At 69.0% G+C, this 23,012-nt stretch carries 14 protein-coding genes; 7 read left to right on the top strand and 7 right to left on the bottom strand.

The features are described from left to right. The first annotated feature begins 126 nt into the window (after nucleotides 1–126). Nucleotides 127–1,470, top strand: coding sequence for a DegT/DnrJ/EryC1/StrS family aminotransferase (locus ACUJB0_RS25605; RefSeq protein ID WP_444847694.1), 1,344 nt, complete (start codon nucleotides 127–129; stop codon nucleotides 1,468–1,470). Further along, nucleotides 1,464–3,218 (top strand): sugar transferase, encoded by a 1,755-nt coding sequence (locus ACUJB0_RS25600; protein WP_444847693.1) that lies wholly within the window; start codon nucleotides 1,464–1,466, stop codon nucleotides 3,216–3,218. Before ACUJB0_RS25605 ends, ACUJB0_RS25600 begins: the two co-directional genes overlap by 7 nt. Nucleotides 3,219–3,273: 55 nt before the next feature. On the opposite strand, the gene ACUJB0_RS25595 is transcribed toward ACUJB0_RS25600, so the two are convergent. From ACUJB0_RS25595 to ACUJB0_RS25570, 6 genes are all read right to left on the bottom strand, one after another. Continuing rightward, nucleotides 3,274–5,550, bottom strand: coding sequence for a right-handed parallel beta-helix repeat-containing protein (locus ACUJB0_RS25595; protein ID WP_444847692.1), 2,277 nt, complete (start codon nucleotides 5,548–5,550; stop codon nucleotides 3,274–3,276). A 119-nt stretch (nucleotides 5,551–5,669) separates the two neighbouring features. Beyond that, the gene (locus ACUJB0_RS25590; RefSeq protein WP_444847691.1) at nucleotides 5,670–7,865 is read right to left on the bottom strand and encodes a GNVR domain-containing protein; all 2,196 of its coding nucleotides are present in this window, start codon (nucleotides 7,863–7,865) and stop codon (nucleotides 5,670–5,672) included. A gap of 8 nt (nucleotides 7,866–7,873) precedes the next feature. Next, entirely contained in the window at nucleotides 7,874–8,986 is a 1,113-nt protein-coding gene (locus tag ACUJB0_RS25585; protein WP_444847690.1) for a polysaccharide biosynthesis/export family protein, read from the bottom strand. A gap of 82 nt (nucleotides 8,987–9,068) precedes the next feature. Beyond that, nucleotides 9,069–11,729, bottom strand: a complete 2,661-nt coding sequence (locus ACUJB0_RS25580; protein ID WP_444847689.1) for a bifunctional diguanylate cyclase/phosphodiesterase — start codon at nucleotides 11,727–11,729, stop codon at nucleotides 9,069–9,071. Beyond that, a complete protein-coding gene (locus ACUJB0_RS25575; protein WP_444847688.1) occupies nucleotides 11,726–12,154 on the bottom strand; it encodes a phosphate ABC transporter substrate-binding protein in 429 nt (142 codons plus the stop codon). Before ACUJB0_RS25575 ends, ACUJB0_RS25580 begins: the two co-directional genes overlap by 4 nt. A 10-nt stretch (nucleotides 12,155–12,164) precedes the next feature. Then, nucleotides 12,165–13,415, bottom strand: a complete 1,251-nt coding sequence (locus ACUJB0_RS25570) for a porin (protein WP_444847687.1) — start codon at nucleotides 13,413–13,415, stop codon at nucleotides 12,165–12,167. Between the two features lie 388 nt (nucleotides 13,416–13,803). On the opposite strand from ACUJB0_RS25570, the gene fur reads away from it, so the two are divergent. Next, nucleotides 13,804–14,256, top strand: a complete 453-nt coding sequence (gene fur / locus ACUJB0_RS25565; protein WP_444847686.1) for a ferric iron uptake transcriptional regulator — start codon at nucleotides 13,804–13,806, stop codon at nucleotides 14,254–14,256. On the opposite strand, the gene ACUJB0_RS25560 is transcribed toward fur, so the two are convergent. Continuing rightward, on the bottom strand, nucleotides 14,219–15,136 hold the full coding sequence (locus tag ACUJB0_RS25560) for a LysR family transcriptional regulator (protein ID WP_444847685.1): 918 nt from the start codon (nucleotides 15,134–15,136) through the stop codon (nucleotides 14,219–14,221). The genes fur and ACUJB0_RS25560 overlap by 38 nt on opposite strands. Nucleotides 15,137–15,273: 137 nt before the next feature. Here ACUJB0_RS25560 and ACUJB0_RS25555 point away from each other — a divergent pair, with 137 nt between their 5' ends. The 4 genes from ACUJB0_RS25555 to ACUJB0_RS25540 all read left to right on the top strand — a co-directional run bounded on the left by ACUJB0_RS25555 (nucleotide 15,274) and on the right by ACUJB0_RS25540 (nucleotide 22,994). Then, a complete protein-coding gene (locus ACUJB0_RS25555) occupies nucleotides 15,274–16,278 on the top strand; it encodes a zinc-dependent alcohol dehydrogenase family protein (protein WP_444847684.1) in 1,005 nt (334 codons plus the stop codon). Between the two features lie 68 nt (nucleotides 16,279–16,346). Further along, on the top strand, nucleotides 16,347–17,231 hold the full coding sequence (locus tag ACUJB0_RS25550) for a LysR family transcriptional regulator (RefSeq protein WP_444847683.1): 885 nt from the start codon (nucleotides 16,347–16,349) through the stop codon (nucleotides 17,229–17,231). 108 nt (nucleotides 17,232–17,339) lie between these two features. Further along, nucleotides 17,340–18,431 (top strand): Gfo/Idh/MocA family protein, encoded by a 1,092-nt coding sequence (locus ACUJB0_RS25545; RefSeq protein ID WP_444847682.1) that lies wholly within the window; start codon nucleotides 17,340–17,342, stop codon nucleotides 18,429–18,431. Nucleotides 18,432–18,476: 45 nt separating this feature from the next. Next, nucleotides 18,477–22,994, top strand: coding sequence for an Lhr family helicase (locus ACUJB0_RS25540; protein ID WP_444847681.1), 4,518 nt, complete (start codon nucleotides 18,477–18,479; stop codon nucleotides 22,992–22,994). Nucleotides 22,995–23,012: the final 18 nt, after the last annotated feature.

Raw genomic sequence — 23,012 nt, 5'->3', positions numbered from 1 at the left:
GCGCCGCGCTGGGCGCGCGTGGCGCCGCCTACGCGCGCGACCGGCTCGACTACCGCATCCTGGCGCGCCGCTTCCTGGCCGCCTGCGCCGCGCCCGCGTGAAGCGCCCATCACCGAGGAGACCACGATGAAACCGTCCCGCCCCTTGCACGCCCCCGCCACGCCCGCGCCAGCCGCGCCCATGCCCGCCACGCGCCCGCCCGCCGTGTCCGCGACCGCCCTGTGCGAGCCGGCCCCGTCCACACCCGCTCCCTCCACGCCGGTCCTGTCCGCACCCGGCCTGTGCGCGACCGCGCCAAGGCCGCCCGCCGCGTCGCCCGACGACGGCTTCCTGCCGTTCGCCGTGCCCGACCTCGGCCCCGAGGAAGCCGAGGCCGTCCTTGAATGCCTGCGCTCGGGCTGGATCACCAGCGGCCCGGTCTGCCGCCAGTTCGAGCAGGACTTCGCGGCCTATCTCGGCGGCGGCGTCGAAGCCATCGCGGTCAACTCCGCCACCGCCGGCCTGCACCTGGCGCTGGAGGCGCTGGGCATCGGCCCCGGCGACGAGGTGCTGGTGCCGACCATGACCTTCACCGCCACCGCCGAAGTGGTGCGCTACCTGGGCGCCGACCCGGTGTGCGTGGACATCGACGACGCCACCCTGTGCATCAGCGTGGCCGCCGCCGAAGCCGCGATCACGCCGCGCACGCGCGCCATCCTGCCGGTGCACTACGGCGGCTTGGCCTGCGACATGGACGCCATCCTGGCGCTGGCGCGCGCCCACGGCCTGCGCGTGGTCGAGGACGCCGCCCACGCCTTCCCCACCCGCCACAACGGCCGCCTGGTCGGCACGCTCGACAGCGACGCCACCGTGTTCAGTTTCTACGCCAACAAGACCATCACCACCGGCGAAGGCGGCATGCTGGTCAGCCGCGACCCCGCGCTGTGCCGGCGCGCGCGCGCCATGCGCCTGCACGGCATCAGCGAGGACGCGTTCGAACGCTACACCTCGCGCCGCCCGGCGTGGTACTACCAGGTCATCGCGCCCGGCTACAAATACAACCTGGGCGACATCGCCGCCGCCATCGGCCGCCAGCAGCTGCGCAAGATCGGCCGCTTCCTGGAGCGCCGCCAAGCCCTGGCGCGCGGCTATCGGGAAGGCCTGGCCGGCCTGCCGCTGAAGCTGCCGCCGGACGCCGCCCCCGGCAGCCAGCACGCCTGGCACCTGTACCCGGTGCGCCTGCGCGCCGACGCCCCGCTGGCGCGCGACCGCCTGATCGAGCTGCTGGCCGAGCGCGGCATCGGCACCAGCGTGCACTACATCCCGCTGCACCGCCAGCCCTACTGGCGCGAGCGCTACCGGCTGCAACCGGACCAATTCCCGCAGGCCGAGGCCAGCTGGCCAATGCTGCTGACCCTGCCGCTGTACACCCGCATGCGCGACGCCGACCAGGCCCGCGTGATCGCCGCGCTCAGGGAGCTGCTATGTTAGCCAAACGCCTGTTCGACGTGGCCGCCGCGCTGGCCGGGCTGGTGCTGCTGGCGCCACTGTTGCTGCTGCTGGCCGTGTGGATCAAATGCGACTCGCCCGGCCCGGTGCTGTTCCGCCAGCGCCGCGTGGGCCGCCACGGCCGCCCCTTCGACATCTGCAAGTTCCGCACGATGGCGCCCGCCGCCGAGGAAGCCGGCCAGCTCTCTGTGGCCGACGACGCCCGCGCCACCCACGCCGGCCGCCTGCTGCGGCGCCACAAGCTCGATGAGCTGCCGCAGCTGCTCAACGTGCTGCTCGGCCAGATGAGCCTGGTCGGCCCGCGTCCCGAGGTGCCCCGCTACGTGGCCCACTATCCGCCGGCCGCGCGCGCGCTGGTGCTGTCGGTGCGGCCCGGCATCACCGACTGGGCCGCGATCCGCTTCCGCGACGAGGGCGAGATCCTGCGCCGCGCGGCCGACCCCGAGCAGGCCTACCTGCAACAGGTGTTGCCCATCAAGCTGGAATACTACCTGCGCTACGTGCGCGAGCGCAGCTTCGGCGGCGACCTGCGCATCGTGTTCAGCACGCTGGCGGTGCTGCTGGCGCCGGCCGCGCGGTTGCGGCTGCTGAACCACAGCCGCCTGACACCGCGCGACCACCCGTCGCCGTGGATCGCGCTGCTGCGCGGCCTGGCGGCGCTGCAGGTGGCGGCCGCCCATCTGCGCGCGCAGGTGTTCCCGAGCCTGCGCACGCTGGAGCATCCGCCGCTGTGGTACCAGGCGCTGGCGTTCGCGACCGGCTTCGCGCAGCTGGCGGTGGTGCTGTTCTTCGTGCTGAGCGGCTGGCTGGTCGGCGGCAGCCTGCTCGACCGCTACGGCCGTCCGCACGCGCTGCGCGACTACGGCATCGACCGCCTGACGCGGCTGTGGATCGTGTTGCTGCCGGCCTTCGCGCTGATGCTGCTGCTCGGCCTGGCCGACGGCAGGCTGGCCGCCAGCGCCGATGTGGGCGGCGGCCAGCCCTGGTCGCTGCTCACCCTGCTGGGCAACCTGGCCGGCGTGCAGACGCTGGCCGTACCCGCGTTCGGCGGCAATTTTCCTCTGTGGAGCCTGGCCAATGAAACCTGGTACTACGCGCTGTTCCCGCTGATGCTGCTGGGCGCGCGCGGCGCCACCATGCGCGTGCGCCTGGGCGCGGCCGTGGCGGCGCTGGCGATCGCCAGCCGACTGCCGCCGGCTATGCTGCTGTATTTCACGCTGTGGCTGCTTGGCGCGGGCGCCTCCCGTGTGCGCTGGGATGCCGGACCATGGTGGCGCCGCGCCTGCGTGATGGCCACCCTGGGCGTGGCGGTCTGGCTGCGCCTGCGCGGCCCGGATGGCGACCTGAGCCTGGCCTCGTGGCCGCTGCACCTGCTGTTCGGCGCGCTGGCCCTGCTGTGTTTGTGCAGTCTGGAGCGCGGCGCGCCGCCACGCCGCTGGCTGGCCGGCGCCGGCGCCTTCCTGGCCAGCTTCTCGTTCACGCTGTATGTGCTGCACATCCCGCTGCAGCAGATGCTGTGGACCTACCGAGGCGGCGCGCCGCTGTCGCCACAGCAGCCGGCCAGCCTGGCGGTGTACGCCGCCATGCTGGCCGTGGTGGTGGCGCTGGCCTACCTGTTCCACCTGCCGTTCGAGGCGCAGACGGCGCGGCTGCGGCGGCGCATCCGGCACTGGCTGGCCGAACGCGCCGGCGAGCCGGCCGCCACGCCGGCCCCGCAGCCGGACGCCTGAGCCCGCCGGCAAGCGCCGATGCCGGCCGGCGCCAGCCACAGCCGGACGCCAGTGCCTACTGATAGGCGCCGATGCTGACCGGCGAACGCGGCGTGCCTTCGATGTCGACGGACGGCGCGTAGCTGGTGGTGCCGGCGCCTTTGGCGGGCGACGTGCTGCGCAGGTGGAAGTCCGGCGTGCCGCCGCGGCTGTAGCCGACGAACTGCGGATCGGTCGTCACCGTGGCGGCGGCGCTCAGGCCGTTGAGCAGGCTCCAGTTGTAGCTGCTGTTCTGGAACGACAGGTTGTTGCTGTAGGTATTGTGGGTACCCGTCGAGCCCTGCTCCGAGATGCCGTAGCGGTTGTCGTAGACGATGTTGTTGACCACGTGCGTGTAATCGTCCGGCCCGCTGGTGAAGTAGAAATCGCCGCCGCCAACGATGATGCCGGTGTCCGACGCCGACACCGTGTTGTTGGCGATCACAACGTGGGTGGCGTCATGCCACAGGTGGATGGCCGCCTCGGACACGCGGTAGACCACGTTGTTGACCACGCTGCCGGACGTGCTGAGGTAGATGCCCTGCACCCAGCGGCAGCCGGCCGGCCCGATGTCGTGCACCACGTTGCCGACGACGTCGCCCATCACGCCGTGGTAGTAGGCGTCAACGCCGATGGCCGAACCGCCGCCACTGGTGCAGCCGCTGAGCGCGATATGGTGCACATGGTTGGCCCGGATCGCGTCATAGGAACCGCCGTTGTAGATGCCGTGCGTCCACGGCGTGCCGGCCTGGGTGGCGCTGCCGTCGATCTCGAAGCCGACGATGTCGACATAGCTGCCACGGTTGTCCCAGGCCGTGTCGTTGCTGGAGCTGGCAGGCGGCACGATGCGCGCGCCCCAGCGCGTGTCGGACAGGTAGTAGATGCGGCCACTGGCGGTGCCGCTGGCGGTGGTCTTGAAGCCGCCGGCGTAGCTGCCCGCCGCCACGTGCACCGTCGTGTCGGGAGCGGCCAGCGCCGCCGCGCGGGCGATGGTCCGCAAAGGCGCGGCCTGCGTGCCGGGGTTGCCGTCCGAGCCGGTGGTGGCCACGTACAGTTGGTTGGCCGTGGCCGGGGTTGGCGTCGGCGTCGGCGTCGGCGTCGGCGTCGGCGTCGGTGTGCCGCCCACATACTCGTACGCGCCGACGTCGGAAGCAGCGCCATACGGCCGCGCCTTGCCGTCCAGGTCGGTAGCCGGCGCATCGGCCGCCAGCGCCCTGTCGATCGCCGGCGAAGCCGCCGTCAGATGGTAGTCGCCGCCACCGGCGCGCACGTAGTTGACGAACTGCGGCGGCGCGGCGATCGTCGCCACCGCGAAACTCCTGCTGAGCAAATAGGCGTAGGACTTCTGCAGATACATCAGGTTGTTCGCATAAGTGTTGTGCGTGCCGATGGTGCCCAGCTCCATCACGCCATACGTGGTGTCATACACGATGTTGTTGCTCACGCGGTTGTAGTCGCCCGCCGCCGCGGCCTGGTAATAATCGCCGCTGCCCACCACCACGCCGACATACGCGGCAAAGATGGTGTTGTTGCTCACGGCCACCCGCGTCGCATCATGCCACAGGTTCACCGCCGCGTTCGACACGCCGTAGACCAGGTTGTTCTTGACCTCGCTGTCGGCCGTGTTGATGTAGACGCCATACATGCTCTTGCAGCCGGCCGTGCCGATGTCGTGCACCACGTTGGCCAGCACATCGTTGCTGCCGCCGCCGTAATAACTGTCCGAGCCGATGCCGCCGCCGGACGCGCACCCGCCCTGCCCGATATGGTGCACATGGCTGTTGCGCACCGTGCCGAAGGAGCCGGCGGTATAGATGCCGGTGCTCCAGCGCGTGCCGGCCTGCACCGCGCCGCCGTCCACCTCGATGCCGTCGATGTCGACATAGCTGCCCCGATTGTCCCAGGCCACGGTGTTGCTGGAACTGGCCGGCGGCACGATCTTCGCGCCCCAGCGCGTGTCCGACACATAGCGTATCCGCGCCGCCGCCGTGCCGCTGGCGGCGGTCTGGAAGCCGCCGGCATAGCGGCCCGGCGCCAGGTGGACGGTCGCTCCTGCCGTGGCCGCCTGCGACGCCCTGGCGATGGTCAGGAACGGCGCCGCCTGCGTGCCGGCGTTGCTGTCCGAGCCTGAGGGGGAAACGTACAGATCGGTTCCGGCCAGCAGGCCGTTGTAACTGGCCTCGGTGGCCAGCCGGGCCGGCGGGGTCGGCGTGGGTGCGCCGCCTTCGCCGCCACCACAGGCGGCCAGCAACACCGCACACACGCCGCCGGCCACGGCGTTTCCTTGAGACAGGTAAATGACAGATTTCTTCATCAGACGTTCCTCGCTACATTAAGTGAATGAGCGAGGTTTGATCTGAATCAAATTCTATAGTTCAATGCTTTTAGAAAAAAATTCTGGCAAGACAAAATGTCAATAGGAATTAGCTGCCGTCAGGCATCGTTGTACAGCACCCCGTGCGGCGCGACGCCGGCCAGGTTCAGGCGCCGGATGGCGTCGCACAGCTCGGCTTCGGTGGTCACGCCGGCGCGCGCGACCAGGAACACCGCACCGGCCAGCGCCGCGACCGCCAGCGCGTCGGCCTGGGCCAGCAACGGCGGCGCCGCCAGCAGCACCACGTCGTAATGCGCGCCCAGCGATTCAAGCAGTTGCGAGGGCTGGAAGCGCTGCAGCAGTTCGGCCCGCTCAGCCAGGCCGGACTGTACGCTGCCGGCGCTGATGAAATCGAGGCCGGGCGCCACCTCGCGCCGCAAGGCCTGCTGCGGCGCCAGCGCGCCGGCCAGGCAGTCGGCCAGCCCGGCCGCGCGCCCGACACCGAAATACACGTGCAGGCCGCCATCGCGCAGGTCGGCGTCGATCAGCAGCGTGCGCCGGCCACCGGCCGCCAGCAACAGCGCCAGGTTGACCGACACGAACGACGCCCCGACCCGCCGCACCGGCCCCAGGCAACAAACCACGTTGTTGCGCCGGCGCGCCAGGCCGAACAGCAAGGCCGCGCGGAACGCCCGCAAGCCCTGGGCCGCCGGGTCGTCCGGCGCCGCCCGCGCCAACAATGCAGGCCCCTGCTTGCGCGCCCGCCGCCAGCGCGCCTGGCGCTGGCTGTGCGGAATCACCGCCTGCACCGCGTGCGCGCCCAGCAGCGCGTCGATGCGCGCCGGCGTGTCGATGCCGCCGCGCACCGCCCGGCTGGCGAACGCTAGCACCGTGCCCAGGAACAGGCCGGTCACCAGCCCCAGCACCACGATCAGCGGCCGGTCTGGCAGCAGCGCGCGCTCCGGCACCACCGGCGCGTCCACCAGCCGCACATTGCCGACCCGCCCCACCGCCACCAGCCGCAACTGCTGCGCCGTGTTCAACAGCGCCGTGTACAGGTCGGTGTCGACCTTGACCTCGCGCGCCAGCCGCGACTGCTCCTGCTCCAGCAGCGGCAGTTGCGCGATGCGCTCCTGCAGCGCGCCGATCTCGCGCTCCGACGCGCGCGCCTGCGCGTTGAGCGCCCGCAGCAGCGGATGCTCGTCCGTGTAGCGGCCCAGCAGCTCGGCGCGCCGCTGCACCTGCGCGCTGCGCCGCGCCTGCGCCGCCGCCAGGCTGTCAAGCGCGATGCGCACCTCCTGGTCGATATTGACGCTGCCGTGACTGCCGCGATAACCGTTGTAGCGCAGCTCGGCCTGCTCCAGCTGATCCTTCAACGCCGGCAGCTGCTGGTCGAGGAAGGCCAGCGTCTTCTCCGCCTCCTCGCTGCGGCGCGCCAGGTTCTGCCGCATGTATTCGGCGCCGATCTGGCCCAGCGTCGCCGCCACCTGCTGCGCGTCGTGGCCCTGCAGGCGCACCGCGATCACGCCCGACTGCTTGCCCTGCTCGCTGATCTGCAGCGCGTTCTGCAGCTGCTCCAGCGCCGCCAGCCGCGTGGTGCGCCGCACGACGAAGCGCCCGCCCGGCTGCGCCCGCAGGCTCTCGACCTGCAGCTCGACGCCGTCGCCATCCTGGTGCGCCAGCGTGCCGGTCGCGCCCTCCAGCAGCACGCGGCCGCCGGCGTCGCTCAACCGGTAGCGCCCGCCGCCCAGCGCGGTGATGAAGAAATCCCGGTTGTACCAGGCCAGCGGCACCTCGAAGCGGCACACTGCGATGGCCTCGCCGCCCCACACATAGCCGCCGTAGCCCAGCAGCCCGGGCCGCGACAGCCGGCCGTCGCCGCGCGCCGCCAGCCAGGCCCCGCCCAGCGGAAAGTAGCGCGGCGCGGTCTGGATGTACAGGTGCTGGGCGTCGACCGCGCGCGCCACCACCAGGCGCGAGCGCAGCAGCTCCATCTCGGCGATGGCCGCCTTCTTGGTGTCGAACAGCGACGACACATCATTGAGGATGTTCCTGGACGCGTTCGGATTGTCCTCCTCGACGTGCAGCAACAGGTTGGCCTCGTACACCGGGCGCGCGGCAACCGCGTACACCAGCGCCACCAGCGTGCACAGCAGCGCGACCGCCGCCACCAGCCAGCGCCGCCCTGCCAGCACATGCGCGTAGCTGCGCCACGGCAGAGCCCCGGGCTCGGGCGGCGCCGCTACCGGCGCGATCAACTGGACGGCGCCGCCGCTTGGCGGGCGCAACAACGGAGTATCGTGCGCGTCGTTCATGTCTTCTCCTAGGGCCGGGTGGTGGCGCCGACCGCCGACGACAGCTCGCCGGGGAACAGCTGGCTGATGGTCCGGTGCCAGTTGGCCAGCGGCGACGCCGCCACATACACCACGTCGCGCGGCCACAGCTCGAACTGCTCGGCCAGCGCCATGGCCCGCGCCGGCCGCGCGTCGAGCCGGTACACGCGCGCGCCCTGCGGCGTGTGGCGCACCACGTAAACCTGACCGGCGTCGCCGCTCTGCGGACTGATGCCGCCGGCCTCGCCCAGCGCCTCGTTCAGCGTCAGGCGGCCGTCGTGCATGGTCAGCGCGCGCGGCGCCAGCACCTCGCCGCCAACGAACACCTTGCTCTCGTCGCGCGGCGGCACCCGCACGATGTCGCCGTCGGCCAGCAGCAGCGCGGCCGGATGGCGGTTGCCGCGCAGCGCCGCCACCAGGTCGACGCGGTGGCGCTGGCCGCCGCGCTCGATCGTGATGCGACTCTGGTCGGCGCCGGGCAGCATGCCGCCGGCGCGGTTGATCGCCTCCAGCAAGGTCATCGGGATATCGTTGATGGCCAGCAGGCCCGGCGCCTTGACCTCGCCGTCGAGGTAGACGCGCTGGCTGCGGTAGGCCTGCACGCTCACGGTGACGCGCGGCGCGCGGAAGTAGCGCGCCAGCCGAGCGGCCAGCAGGGTGCGCGCCTGCTCGCGGGTGTGCCCGGCCAGATGCAGTTTGCCGGCGAAGGGAAATTCCAGCATGCCGTCCTGGTCGATCACGAAGCTGGCCGCCGGCGGTCCGAGCGCGCCGCCATCCCCGCCCTGGTCGCGCGCGACGGCGCCGGTCAGCTCGGGATGGTCCCAGACGGTGATCGCCAGCACGTCGCCGGCGCCGAGGCGGTAAGGCCCGGCCGGCATGGAGTCGTCTTGCAGGCCGCTAGCCGATGTGCCGGCCGCCGCGGGACTGACCGCCGCCCCCCCGACGCCAGCGGCCGGCTCGGGCGCCGGCCCGCCCTGCGCGGCCAGCAACTCCTCGGTGATCGGAATGACGTCGGGCTCGCCCGGCCCTGGCGCGCGATGCAGGTCGGCCGCGCAGCCGGCCAGGCACAAGGGCAACAACAGCAGGGAAATAGAGATGTGCATGAAGGCCACCGCCGGCTCGGGAACGAATGCCCAGAGTAGATGGCCGGCCGCGCACCGGCCTTGTTTCACATCAAACGTGCGCCTAAGCCAGCAGGCAAGGCTGCGGCTCGGAAACGATTGGCGCGGCCTGCTCCTCCAGCAGCAGCCGCAGCTGCTCCGGCGGCAGCGGACGGCTGAACAGATAGCCCTGCATCTCGTCGCAGCCGTTCTGGCGCAGGAAGGCGCACTGCTGCTCGGTCTCCACGCCCTCGGCGATCACGCGCAGGCGCAGCCGGTGCGCCAGGTCGATGATGGAACTGGCCACCGCCTGGTCGCCCTCGCTGATGCCCAGGTCGCGCACGAAGGACTTGTCGATCTTCAAGGTGCTGACCGGGAACGACTTCAGCGCCGACAAGCTCGAATAACCTGTGCCGAAATCATCGATCGACAGCGACACCCCCATCGCCCGCAACTCGCCCATCTTGGCCACGGCCTGCGTCAGGTCGCGCATGATGACGCCCTCCGTCACCTCCAGCTCCAGCCATTCCGGCGCCAGGCCGCTGTCGGCCAGCGCCAGCGCCACGCGCGGCACCAGGCCCTGCTCCTCGAACTGTCGCGGCGAAACGTTGACCGACATCCGCAGCGGCGCCAGGCCGGCCTCCTGCCAGGCGCGGTTCTGGCGGCAGGCGGTGCGCAGTACCCACTCGCCCAGCGCGACGATCATGCCGCTTTCCTCGGCCAGCGGAATGAAGCGATCCGGCCCGATGCAGCCATGCTCCGGATGCTCCCAGCGCACCAGCGCCTCCACGCCGAAAATACGTCCCGTGCGCAAATCCACCTTGGGCTGGTACACCAGCCGGAACTGCCCGTCGTCCAGCGCACCGCGCAAGCCTTCCAGCAGCACCAGCTTCTCCTCGATGCAGGCGTTCATCTCGCGGGTGTAGAACTGGCAGTTGTTCTTGCCCATGTCCTTGGCGCGATACATGGCGGCATCGGCATGCATCAGCAGCGTCCCAGCGTCGGCGCCATCGTTGGGATAAACCGCCACGCCGATGCTGCAGCTGACCTGCACTTCCTGGCCGCCCACGTTGATCGATTCAAGCACCGCCTCGCGCACGCGCTCCAGCACCGGCGCCGCGTCCTCGCCGTTGCGCGGCTCGTTCAACAGCAGCACGAATTCGTCGCCGCCGAAGCGGCCCACGGTATCGCCGGCGCGCAGGCAGGCGCTCATGCGCGCGGCCACTACCTTCAGCAGCTCGTCGCCGGCGTTGTGTCCCAGCCCGTCGTTGACCAGTTTGAATCCATCGAGATCGATGAAGGCCACCAGCACCGAACCGCCGCTGCGGCTGGCCTGGGCGATGGTCAGGTCGAGCCGCTCGGCAATCAGGCCACGGTTCGGCAAGCCGGTCAGCGTATCGTGATGCGCCAGGTGCTGCATGCGGCCCTCGGCCAGTTTGCGCTCGCTGATATCGCGCACGATCGCCACCAGCCCGCCCTCCACCGGCACCACCTGCTGATGCAGCCAACGCGCCCGCAGCTGCGGGATATTGCTCTCCCATTCCTGCTCATGCACGCCGCCCACCCTGGTAACATGCACCAGATGATCGAACATGCCATTGCCGCGCGCCTGCGGCATCAGGCCGCACAAGGTCATCAGGCGCAGTTGCTCCTTGCTGAAGCCCGTCATTTTCTCCGCCCGCGAATTGGCGTCGACGAAGCGGAAGTCGATGATCGCCCCGCCGATGTCGCGCACCTCGCGCAGCACGAAGAAGGCGTCCAGGCTGGCCAACGACGCCGCCGCATACGTCTCCTGCGCGCGCCGCATGCGGGCGCGGTGGCGCGCGCCCTGCCACGACCATAGCCACAGCAAGGCGGTAGCCGCCACCAGCACCGCGCTGGCCACCGACGCCTCGCCGATCTTCTCACGGCGCTCGCTTTCGAAGGTAGCCATCTGCTCCTTCTCCGCCAGCCCGACCACCACGTTCAGCGCGACGCCGTGCACCTCGCGCATGCCGATGAAGCGCCGTACGCCCTCCACCATGGCGACCTGCCCGGACGGCCGTTCCATGCGCTGGCCGAAGGACAGCTTGTCGCCGACGCGCAGCGAACGCACCACGCCGTCGCCGCCGACGAGGCCCAGCATGCCCTGCTCGCCGAGGCGGCTGCGCTCATAGCTGCTGGTGAAATATGCGGGATCGGTTTCGACGATGACGATGCCGGCGAAGTTGCCCGCCTCGTCGTCCAGCCGGCGCGTGAAGTGCAGATGCCATTCGGTGTTGGCGGCGTCCCGCGTGACCTGGCTGACGAAAGTGGCGCCGCTGTCGCGCTCCTGGTGGAACTTGAAGTAAGCCTGGTCGGCCACCGAAATCGGCAGCGCCCTGGGATTGCTGGCGACGGTGACGCCGTTGCGGTCGACGATGCTGACCACGAACACGACTCCCGGCGGCAGCAGGCCTTCGCGGCCCAGTTCCGGCAACGCGCCCAGCGCGCCCTTGCGTTCGACCGCGTACTTAAGCACGCGCAGCGTCTGGTCGATGCCATCGAGGCTGCGCGCCACCTGCGCCTCGTAAGTGCCCATCAACTCGCCCAGCGAATCGACGGCCGCCTCGCGCGCGTGCGCCCGCTCGACGTCGACCTCATGGAAGGTCACCACCCAGATCGCCACCAGCAGCAGCAAGGCGAACAGCGGCAGCGAAAAGTGCGTGTCGAGGCCACGCCGCAGCCAGCGATGGCGCAGGGTCTCGCCGCGGGTGCGCGCCGTCATCGCGTCACCATCACGGCCTTGACGCTGGGGTCCAACGCCGCGCGGTCGATATAGCCGATCATCGACGGATTCTCGGCCACCATCTTGCGCACCGCGACGCTGTTATCCAGTTCGCGTGGCGGCTGGCCACGGCCGGTGAACACCATCTTGGTCCAGTAAGCCTTCATCAGCGCCGGCGACTTGGCCGCCACTTTGTTGTAGAACTCATCGCGCAGCGGACTGCCGACCGGCAGGTCCAGCGCGGTGGCCTCGTCGCCACCGGGGAAGCGGCCGGTCTGCGCCAGGAAGATATCGGCCACCTGCTCCGGGCGCAGCACGGACAGGGGATTCCTGGCCGAGACGATGACCACCAGCTCCCCCGCGCCGGCGCCGGCGCAAGCCAGCACCAGTACGAGCAGCAGCGAAATCAATCGGAGGATATGCATGCCATCCCCCTCAGAACACAAAATCGACCGACGCGCTGACCACGCCGATCGAATGGCCGGACTGGAAGCCCGGCTGCACATTGACGAAGGTACCGTTCGAGCCGTCGCGCGGCGTGTAGCGGTCGTACTGCAGCTTGAGCGCGTAGTTGGCGCGCAGGTCCCAACGCACACCGGCGGTCACGCTGCGCTGCTGCGGGATCGTCTCCAGTATCTGGTTCAAGCCGGCGTTGAGCAGCAAGCCCGCGCCGGCAAGCTGCGGCGGCAGGCCGCTCAGGTCCAGCCCCGCGACGCGCGTCGGCGTATTGGAACGCGACATGGCATAGGCCACATAAGGCGTCAGGTCGCCGAAGCGGTAGCCGCCGCTGATATACGCCGCGGTCTTGTCGCCCAGGTAGGAACGCGCGTTCATGCGTCCCACTTCCCCCATCAGGAACCACGCGCCCGGATCGTAGCTGGCGCCCAGCGAAACCACGTCGGCGCGCTTGGCGTCGACATCGTAGCGCGCCGCCAGCGCCGCGCCCTGCGGCCCGAACTGCCGCAAGCCGTCGAACAATTCTCGCGCCAGGCCCACCGTCAGCTCGGTGCACATCGCGCTGGCGCGCACCGTCAGCGCGCCGCTGGTGGTGGTGTTGGACAGCCCCGTCATCGCGCGCGCCACGGCATGCGTGTGCGGCGCGACCAGGATATCGGTATGGCCGAAGAACACCTGGGTGACGTTGTTGAAACCCGCCGCGCTCCAACGGTAGCTGGCATCGACGCCGTCGCTATTGCTGATCGGGATGGCGCCGTACACCTCGACCGGCGGCCGCACCCAAGGCAGCGCATAGCCGGCCTTGCGATAATCGCCGGCCAGGAACAGCGGCAGCGCGATGCGCCCCACGCGCAGGCTCAGGTCCGGCGTGGCCTGGTATTTGACGTTGGCCCATTCGACCTGCGGCGCATAGCCGCTTTGCAGCGTGCGCTCGGACAGCACCTGCAGCACCGCCGACCAGCGGCTGTCCAGGTTCAGGCCCAGTTGCACGCCCACGCGGCTATCCACCGTGGCGCTCCATTCGTGGCTGGCGCCGGCGTTGCCGGGATTGAGGACGTTGGCGGTGAAGTCGGACTGGCTGTCGTTGCTGTGCACCAGACCCAGCGTGCCGTAGCCGCCGAAGGTCCAGCGCGGCGCGTCGCCGTCGCCGTCGCCGGCCTGCGCGGCGGCGCAGGCGAGCAGCGTCAAGCCGAAGGTCAATGTGCGCAATGGTGAAAATTCAACGGTCATTCGTGTTCCTGTAATCGTTCGCCAAATGAACCGTGTTCAGGACGCGCGAAGACGCGGACGCCGTCCGCAACGAAGGGCGCTCATACTCAACAAGGTGGGATGGTCATGGAGGCACATCGGGTGCCGTTCCGAAGAACTGAATCGGATGTAAGTACTTTATACTTCCGTACGGCAACTGTCGATGAATTAGAGTAAGACACCAAAAATTCTATCGAAAACTCACACAATCGGATAATTAAGTATCAATAGAAATAGCTTTTAGCTACCAAATATATTGTCCAGCCAGCCATCTTGTCGAGGCTGCCATGCCGCCCGAGCACGCATGTGTTGCCGGTTATATAAAATTCAGCTACCATGAGAATAAGAATCATTATCATCATGGAGCCATATGGACATCCCCCAGGAACTGCGCAAGCTCGGACTGAAGGCCACCCTGCCCCGCCTGCGCATATTGCAGCTGTTTCAAGAATCGAAAAGCAAGCACCTGAACGCCGACGACGTCTACCGCCTGCTGCATGAAGAACAGATCGACATGGGGCTGGCCACGGTCTACCGCGTGCTGATGCAGTTCGCCGACGCGCGCATCCTGATACGGCGCCACTTCGAGGGCGTGGCCTCGGTGTTCGAGCTCAATGAAGGCAGCCACCACGACCACCTGATCTGCACCAACTGCGGCCGCATGGAGGAATTCCTCGACGCCGAAATCGAATCGCGCCAGGAGGCCGTGGCCAGGGAGCGCAACTTCGTGCTGCACGAGCATTCGCTGTCGCTGTACGGCTTCTGCGGCGAATGCGCCGGCGCCGTCAACACGCTGGCGGGCCGCAAGCCGCGGCGTCCTTGAACAATGCCTCGACAAAGTCCACGAACACCTTCACGCGCGCGGCGCGCTGGTGCCGCTGCGGATACAGCACCGACACATCCGGCCCCGCCGCCTGCCACGGTTGCAGCAACGGCAGCAGCGCGCCGCTGCGCAGCGGCTCGATCAGCGACACCGACAAATGCTGCACCACGCCGGCGCCGGCCACCGCCATCTCGATCAGCGATTCCACATGGTCCATCGCCACCGCGCCGCGCGGCGTGTTGGTGAACGGCCGGCCGTCCTGCTGGAAAATCCACGGCCGCACCTGGCGCGCCTTGGGATAGAGGAAGTTCAGGCAAGGGAAATCGTTCAAGTCGTCGGGATGCGCCGGCCGGCCATGACGCTCGATGAACGCCGGCGAGGCGCAGCAGATATAGCGGTTCTTGAACACGCTGCGCGCCACCAGCGCGGAATCGGGCAGCTCGCCGATACGCAGCATCACGTCCACGCCCTCGTCCACCATGTCGATCAGGCGGTCGTTGGCCGTCAGGCGCACGCTCAACTCGGGATACGCGGCCAGGAAGCGCGGCAGCGCCGGCGCCACGAACTGGCACGCCAGGATGCCCGGCATGTCGACCCGCAGGCTGCCGCGCGGCGCCTGGCTGGCGTCGCTCAAGCTGCTCTCCAGTTCATCCATCTCCTCCAGCAGCCGGCGCGCCTGCTCAACGCAGCGGCGGCCCTCGTCCGTCAGCGACATGCTGCGCGTGGTGCGGTTCAGCAGCTTGACGCCGAAATGCGCCTCCAGCACGCCGATCTGGTGGGTCACGGAGGATGTCGAAATACCCAGCCTGGCGGCCGCGCGGCTGAAGCCACCCGCATCGACGACGGCGCAAAAAACCTTGAGGGCATCCAGACGATCCACGTTCTCTCCTTGTTCAGCGGGCGATTCCAGCTTGATTATCCACGATTCCGGGATACTGAATGCGACGCGGCCCACTTTTTCCGGCCGCCGTCCGGCCGCAGAATGGGTCCATCAACCCACCACCGAGGAGCCACACCATGAACACCATGCAAGCCGTCGTACTGAACACCTTTGGCGCACCGCTGTCGGACCAACAGATCGCCCGGCCGGTCGCCGGCGCCGGCCAGGTGCTGGTGCGCGTGATCGCCAGCGGCGTCAACCCGCTCGACACCAAGATCGCCGCCGGCAAGGCCGATCACGCCCAGGTCCAGCTGCCAGCCGTGCTGGGCATCGACATCGCCGGCATCGTCGACAGCGTCGGCGACGACGTGCAGGGCTTCGCGCCGGGAGACCGCGTCTTCGGCATGACGGGCGGCATAGGCGATGTCCAAGGCTCGCTGGCGCAATACGCGGCGGTGGATGCCCGGCTGCTGGCGCACACGCCGCCCCAGCTGACGATGCGCGAAGCGGCAGCCCTGCCGCTGATCTTCATCACCGCCTGGGAAGGGCTGGTCGACCGCGCCCGCGTCGGCGAAGGCATGAAAGTGCTGGTACACGGCGGTGCCGGCGGCGTCGGCCACATGGCGGTGCAGCTGGCCGTGGCGCGCGGCGCAAAGGTCTACGCGACCGGCAGCGCCGGCCAGCGCGCGGCCATCGAGAACATGGGCGCGACCTTCATCGACTATCAAACCACCAGCGTCGAACAATACGTCCAGCAGCACACCGGCGGCGAAGGCTTCGACATCGTCTACGACACCGTCGGCGGCGCCACGCTGGACGCCTCGTTCCGCGCCGCGCGCCAGTATGGCGGCCATGTGGTGAGCTGCCTGGGCTGGGGCACGCACGCGCTGGCGCCGCTGTCGTTCCGCGCCGCGACCTACTCGGGCGTGTTCACGCTGCTGCCGCTGTTGTCCGGCAAAGGCCGCGCCCACCACGGCGCGATCATGAAGGAAGCCGCCGCGCTGGTCGCCGAGGGCAAATTGAAAGTGGCGCTGGACACCGGCGTCTACACGCTGGACGCGGCCAGCATCACCGCCGCCCACGCCGCGCTGCTCGACGGCACGGCGCGCGGCAAGGTCGTGGTGCAGGTCGCCGGCGATTAAAATGGCTTGCAATCCCGACGATATAGGACAGATACTTCCGCAATCTATCGTCACATGAATGCAACCATATGGACAGCCTGAACGGCATATCGATGTTCGTCACCGTCGCCGAGACGCGCAGCTTCACCAAGGCCGGCGCGCAGCTCGGGGTGTCCTCGTCCGCCGTCGGCAAGGGCATCGCCCGCATGGAAGAGCGGCTGGCGGTGCGCTTGTTCCACCGCAGCACCCGCAGCATCACGCTTACCGCCGAAGGTGCGCTGTTCCTGGAACGCTGCAGGCGCATCCTCAGCGAGGTGGAGGCGGCGGAAGCGGAACTGTCGGAGCTGTCCGGAAAACCCGGCGGCCGCCTGCGCGTCAGCGCCCCGCAGCTCACCGGCCTGGTGATGCCGACGCTGACGGGCTTCATGCGCCGCTATCCCGACGTCGTCCTGGAAATCGACCTGTCCGAACGCATGGTCGACATCATCGAAGAAGGTTTCGACGCCGTGATCCGCACCGGCGCCCATCACGATTCGCGCCTGGCTTCGCGCCGCATCGGCGCCTGCCCGCAAGTGGTGGTGGCCTCGCCGGCCTACCTGGCGCGACACGGAACGCCGGCACATCCGCGCGAACTGGCACGCCACCACTGCCTGCTGCACAAGTTCGCCGCCACCGGCCGCATCGAACGCTGGCCCTTCAAGCTGGCGGCGGACGAACCCGAGCCGCAGCTGAACGAGCGCATGACATGCAGCACCCTCGAAGCGATCACCTACGCGCTGCTTCAAGGAGAAGGCATCGCCTTCCTGCCCACCTTCATCATCGAGGATGAACTGAAGGACGGCCGCCTGCAGGTCATCCTGGCCGATCACATCGAGCAGACCGTGACGTTTTCGCTGCTGTGGCCAGCCAGCCGCTATGCCTCGCCCAAACTGCGGGTGTTCATCGACTACGTGGTGCGGAACCTGCGCATCTAGCTCCGGCGATATCGGAGCAAACTGTCCGATATCATCGGAACTCCAGCCCATTTATCTTGGAAACCGATGCCGTCAAACTGGCTCTCCACACATTTTGAAGGAGCCAGTATGAACGGTAAAATCCGCGTAGGCATCGTCGGCGCAGGCACCTGGGCTGAATATGGCCACATCCCCTCCCTGAAACTGCTGCCGCAATACGAGATCACCGCGATCTTCAGCCGTAGCCAGGAAAAAGCCAACCAGGTCGCCGCGCAGCACGGCATCAGGCACGCATTGAACTCGCTGGAGGCGCTTGTCGCCCATCCCGAAGTCGACCTGGTACTGGTGCTCAATCCCGCGCCCAGCCACGAGCAAGCGATACGCGCCGCCATCGCCGCCGGCAAGGACGTCTACAGCGAATGGCCGCTCACCCCGAGCAAGGCGGTGTCGCAGGAACTGATGGAACTGGCCGACCGCGCCGGCGTGCGCCACATCGTCGGCCTGCAGCGCCGCCTCGGCCCGGACTACCGCTACGTACGCGACCTGCTGCGCGACGGCTACATCGGCGAACTGCGTTCGGTGCGGCTGCACGTCAGCGTCGAATACTTCCAGCAGCGGCGCCTGCAAACGCTGTACTTCACCGTCCCGGCCGAGAATTTTTCCAGCCTGCTGTCGATCTACGGCGGCCACTTCTTCGACGCCGTCTTCACCATGGTGGGCCATCCGGACAGCATCCACGCGCTGACGGTCAACCAGTTCAAGGAAGTGACGCTGATCGAATCGGGCACGGTGCTGCCGCACACGCTGGCGGACCAGGTGGTGGTGAGCGGCAGCTTCGCCAACGGCGCCGTGCTGACGGCCCACCTGGAAGCGGGCAAGCGCAATAACTTTGGCTGGCAGCTGGACCTGACCGGCTCCGCCGGCGACCTGAAAATCTCCAACCACACCAGCTTCGGCAACGCCTTCAACGTCATTGAAGGCGCGCAGGGCGACGCGCAGCCCATGCGCGTGCTGCCGGTTCCGGAGGCGTACAACTGGCTGCCGCCCAGCGACCTGGGTGGCAGCCAGCTTGAGTTGACCAACCTGTACGCGGCCTACGCGTCCGACCTGCGGGATGGCACCCGGCTGGCGCCCACCTTCACCGATGCGCTGGTGATGCACGAGCTGCTCGAAAAGATCGAAGCATCCAGCAGCAGCGGCCAGCGGGTACAACTCAAATAGCCGCCGGCGGTTGACATCCAACGAGACATCCCCAACTATATCGGCATGCGCAAACCGCCCGCCGCCGCCGACCTGTGGCAAGACTTCCACCCCGCCGTGGCGGCGTGGTTTCGCTCGACCTTCGCCGGGGCGACGGAGGCGCAGCGGCGCTCCTGGCCCTTGATCCGGGCCGGCCGGCCGACGCTGATCGCCGCCCCCACCGGCTCGGGCAAGACGCTGACCGCCTTCCTGGCCGCCATCGACGCGCTGGTGGCCGAAAGCGCCGGCGCCCCGCTGCCCGACGAGTTGCGGGTGTTGTACGTATCGCCATTGAAGGCGCTGTCCAACGACATCCGCCTCAACCTCCTGGCGCCGCTGGAAGGCATCGGCCGCGAACTGGCCGCGATGGGATTGCCCGACCACGGCATCCGCAGCGCGGTACGCACCGGCGACACCACCCAGGCCGAACGCAACGCCATGCGCCGGCGCGCACCGCACATCCTTGTATCGACGCCGGAATCGCTGTACGTGCTGCTGGGTTCCGACAGCGGCCGCGCCATGCTGTCGACCGTGCGCACGGTCATCGTGGACGAGATCCACGCGGTGGCCGGCACCAAGCGAGGCAGCCACCTGGCCCTGAGCCTGGAGCGGCTCGACGCGTTGTGCGCGCAACCGCCGGTGCGGGTGGGCCTGTCGGCCACGCAGAAACCGATATCGGCGGTGGCGAGCTTCCTGGTCGGCGCCGGCGGCGACTGCGCGGTGGTCGACGTCGGCCACGTGCGGGCGCGCGACCTGGGCCTGGAACTGCCGCCCGTGCCGCTGGAAGCGATCATGGCCAACGAGGTCTGGGAGCGCGTGTACGACCGCCTGGCCGAACTCTCGGTGCAGCACAAGACCACGCTGGTGTTCGTCAACACGCGCCGCATGGCCGAGCGCATGGCGCGCCACCTGGGCGAACGGCTGGGCGCGGAGCTGGTGGCGGCCCATCACGGCAGCCTGGCCAAGGAATACCGGCTCGACGCCGAGCAGCGCCTCAAGCGCGGCGATCTGCGCGTGCTGATCGCCACCGCCTCGCTGGAGCTGGGCATCGACATCGGCGACGTCGACCTGGTGTGCCAGATGTCTTCACCACGAAGCATCGCCGCGCTGTTGCAGCGCGTGGGCCGCTCCGGCCACCAGGTTGGCGGCCTGCCCAAGGGCCGACTGTTCCCGACCTCGCGCGATGACCTGATCGAATGCGCCGCCCTGCTGGACTGCGTACGCCGCGATGAGCTGGACATGCTGCACATCCCCAACGCTCCGCTGGACGTGCTGGCGCAGCAGATCGTCGCCGAAGTGTCCAGCCGCGAATGGAGCGAGGACGAGCTGTTCGACATGGTGCGCCGCGCCGCGCCCTACGCGCAGCTGGAGCGCGCCAACTACGACGCCGTGATCCGCATGCTGTCCGAGGGCTACTCGGGCCGCAACGGCGTGCGCGGCGCCTACCTGCACCGCGACACGGTGGCCGGCGCCCTACGCGGACGGCGCGGCGGCAAGCTGACCGCCGTCACCTCCGGCGGCACCATCCCGGACAACGCCGACTACACGGTGGTGCTGGAGCCGCAGAGCCAGATAGTGGGCACGGTGCACGAAGACTTCGCCGTCGAAAGCCTGGCCGGCGACGTTTTCCAGCTCGGGAATACCTCCTACCGCATCCAGCGCGTCGAAGCGGGCAAGGTGCGCGTGGAGGATGCGCACGGTGCACCGCCCAACATGCCCTTCTGGCTGGGCGAGGCACCGGGCCGCAGCGACGAACTGTCGATGGGCGTGGCGCGCCTGCGCGGCGAGATCGAACATCAACTGGCGGCGGTCGCGGACGGCGCCGCCGCCATCGAGCGCGCCATCGACTGGCTGTACGAGCACCTAGGCCTGGCCGACGACGCCGCGCGCCAGATCGTCGAATACCTGGCTCGCTCGCGCGCCGCGCTGGGCGCCTTGCCCACCCGCGACACACTGGTGATGGAGCGCTTCTTCGACGAATCGGGCGGGATGCAGCTGGTAGTGCACTCGCCGTACGGCAGCCGCATCAACCGCGCCTGGGGGCTGGCGCTGCGCAAGCGGTTCTGCCGCAGCTTCAATTTCGAACTGCAGGCCGCCGCCAGCGAGGACGCCATCGTGCTGTCGCTGTCGACCGCGCACAGCTTCCCGCTGGACGAAGTGTGGCGCTACCTGCGTTCGGCCACCGCCGAGCACATACTGATCCAGGCGCTGCTCGACGCGCCGCTGTTCAACGTGCGGTGGCGCTGGAACGCCACCACCGCGCTGGCCCTGCCGCGCTACTCGGGTGGACGCAAGGTCGCGCCGCAACTGCAGCGCATGAAGAGCGACGACCTGCTGGCCTCCGTCTTCCCCGACCAGGCGGCGTGTCTGGAAAACATCGTCGGCGAGCGTGAGCTGCCCAGCCATCCGCTGGTCGACCAGACGCTGGACGACTGCCTGCACGAAGCCATGGACAGCGAGGGCTGGCTGGCCCTGCTGCGCCGCATGGAAGCCGGCGAAGTGACGCTGATCGCGCGCGACCTGCCGGCGCCGTCGCCGCTGGCGATGGAGATCCTCAACGCCCGTCCCTACTTCTTCCTCGACGACGCGCCGATTGAGGAACGCCGCACGCAAGCCGTCATCAACCGGCGCTGGACCGATCCAGCGTCCACCGACGACCTGGGCGCACTCGACGCCGGCGCCATCGCCAGCGTGGCCGAGGAAGCCTGGCCGAGCGTGCGCAACGCCGACGAAATGCACGAAGCCCTGATGTCGCTGGCCTGCATCACGCAAACGGAGGCGGCCTCCAATGAAGGCTGGCCCGCCTGGCTGGACGCGCTGGCCGCCGGCGGCCGCGCCACACGCCTGCGCGGCGAGACGACAGCGACAGCGACTGGGTCGGCAACGGCGGCTGCATCGGCTACGGCGGCAACGGCGGCTACGGCGACTGCGACTGCGCCGGCACCCGGCGGCATCGACCTCTGGGTACCGCTGGAACGCCTTGCCGGCCTGCGCGCCGCCTACCCGCAAGCGCAGGCCACGCCGCCGCTAGCCGCACCGCCCACCGAAGCGAACGCCAACGCCGACGCCTGGACCGCCGACAACGCTCTGATCGAAATCCTGCGCGCGCGGCTGAGCGGTTTCGGCCCGCAAACGGTGGACGCCATTGCCGGCGCATTGGGCCTCACATCCGGCACCTCCACCATCGCCCTCACGCAGCTGGAAAGCGAAGGCTACGTGATGCGCGGCCGCTTCACCCCAGGCGCCAAAACTGAAGAATGGTGCGAACGCCACCTACTAGCGCGCATCCACCGCTACACCATCAAAAGCCTGCGGCGCGAGATCGAACCGGTGGAGCGCCAGGACTTCATGCGCTTCCTGTTCGACTGGCAGCACCTGTCGCCGGACGCCCAACTGCAAGGCGAAGACTCGCTGCCGCTGCTGCTCGCCCAGCTGGAAGGCTATGAAGCCGGCGCCGGCGCGTGGGAAAGCGACCTGCTATCGCTGCGCATGCGCGACTACGACAAATCCTGGCTCGATAACCTGTGCCGCAGCGGCAAACTGGTTTGGACGCGCATCGGAGCACCATCCAGCGCCGCCGGAGGCCCGGTGCGCAACACGCCGCTGGTGCTGCTGCCGCGCCGCCAGCTCGCGCTGTGGCACGCGCTGCCGGTGGTCGCCGCCGAAGTCGAAGTATCGCCACGCGCCGCGCGCGTGCTGGCCGCGTTGCGCAGCGAAGGCGCCATGTTCTTCGACGAACTGGCGCACGAAGCGCGCCTGCTGCCGGTGGAACTGGAAAACACGCTGGGCGAACTGGTGGCGACAGGCCTGGTCAACGCAGACAGCTACGCCGGCCTGCGCGCCATGCTGCTGCCCACGAACAAGCGCTCCAGCAGCGACAAGCGCCGCCAACGTGGCGCCGCGCCATCAATGGAGGAAGCGGGACGCTGGGCGCTGGTCCGTCGCGGCGATGGCGTCACCGTGCGCGAACGCGTAAGCGAAATCGCGGAAGCCGGCGCCGGAGGCAGCGCCACGGCCGAGGGCACCGCCAACGCCGGCACCAGCGTCGCAGCTGCTCGCGCCGCGCCACCGGCCCGCACACCACGCACCGCGCCCGACACACTGGAGCACATCGCCATGACACTGCTGCGCCGCTACGGCGTGATGTTCTGGCGCCTGCTGGAACGCGAGCCCTCGTGGATGCCATCATGGCGCGAACTGTTACCGGTCTATCACCGCCTCGAAGCGCGCGGCGAGATACGCGGCGGCCGCTTCGTCGCCGGTCTGTCGGGCGAACAGTTCGCCCTGCCCGAAGCCATCCCGCTGCTGCGCGAGACGCGCCGCCGCAAGCACGACGGCAGCCTGGTGTGCGTCTCCGGCATCGACCCGCTCAACCTGTGCGGCACGCTGCTCCCCGGCGACAAAGTCCCCGCGCTGGCCGGCAACCGCCTGCTGTTCCGGGACGGCCTGCCGGTGGCGACCATGGTGTCCGGCAAATTCAACTACCTGTACCAGCCCTCGGCCGGCGACCGCGAAGCGCTGCACAACGCGCTGGTGCATGCCTGAACCGGATGCCGGTATTTC

The sequence above is a fragment of the Duganella caerulea genome (assembly GCF_040362985.1).
Lineage (GTDB): Bacteria > Pseudomonadota > Gammaproteobacteria > Burkholderiales > Burkholderiaceae_D > Rugamonas > Rugamonas vulcania.
Note: the sequence above shows the minus strand (reverse complement) of the source record. Positions and strands in the feature narration are given on the sequence as shown.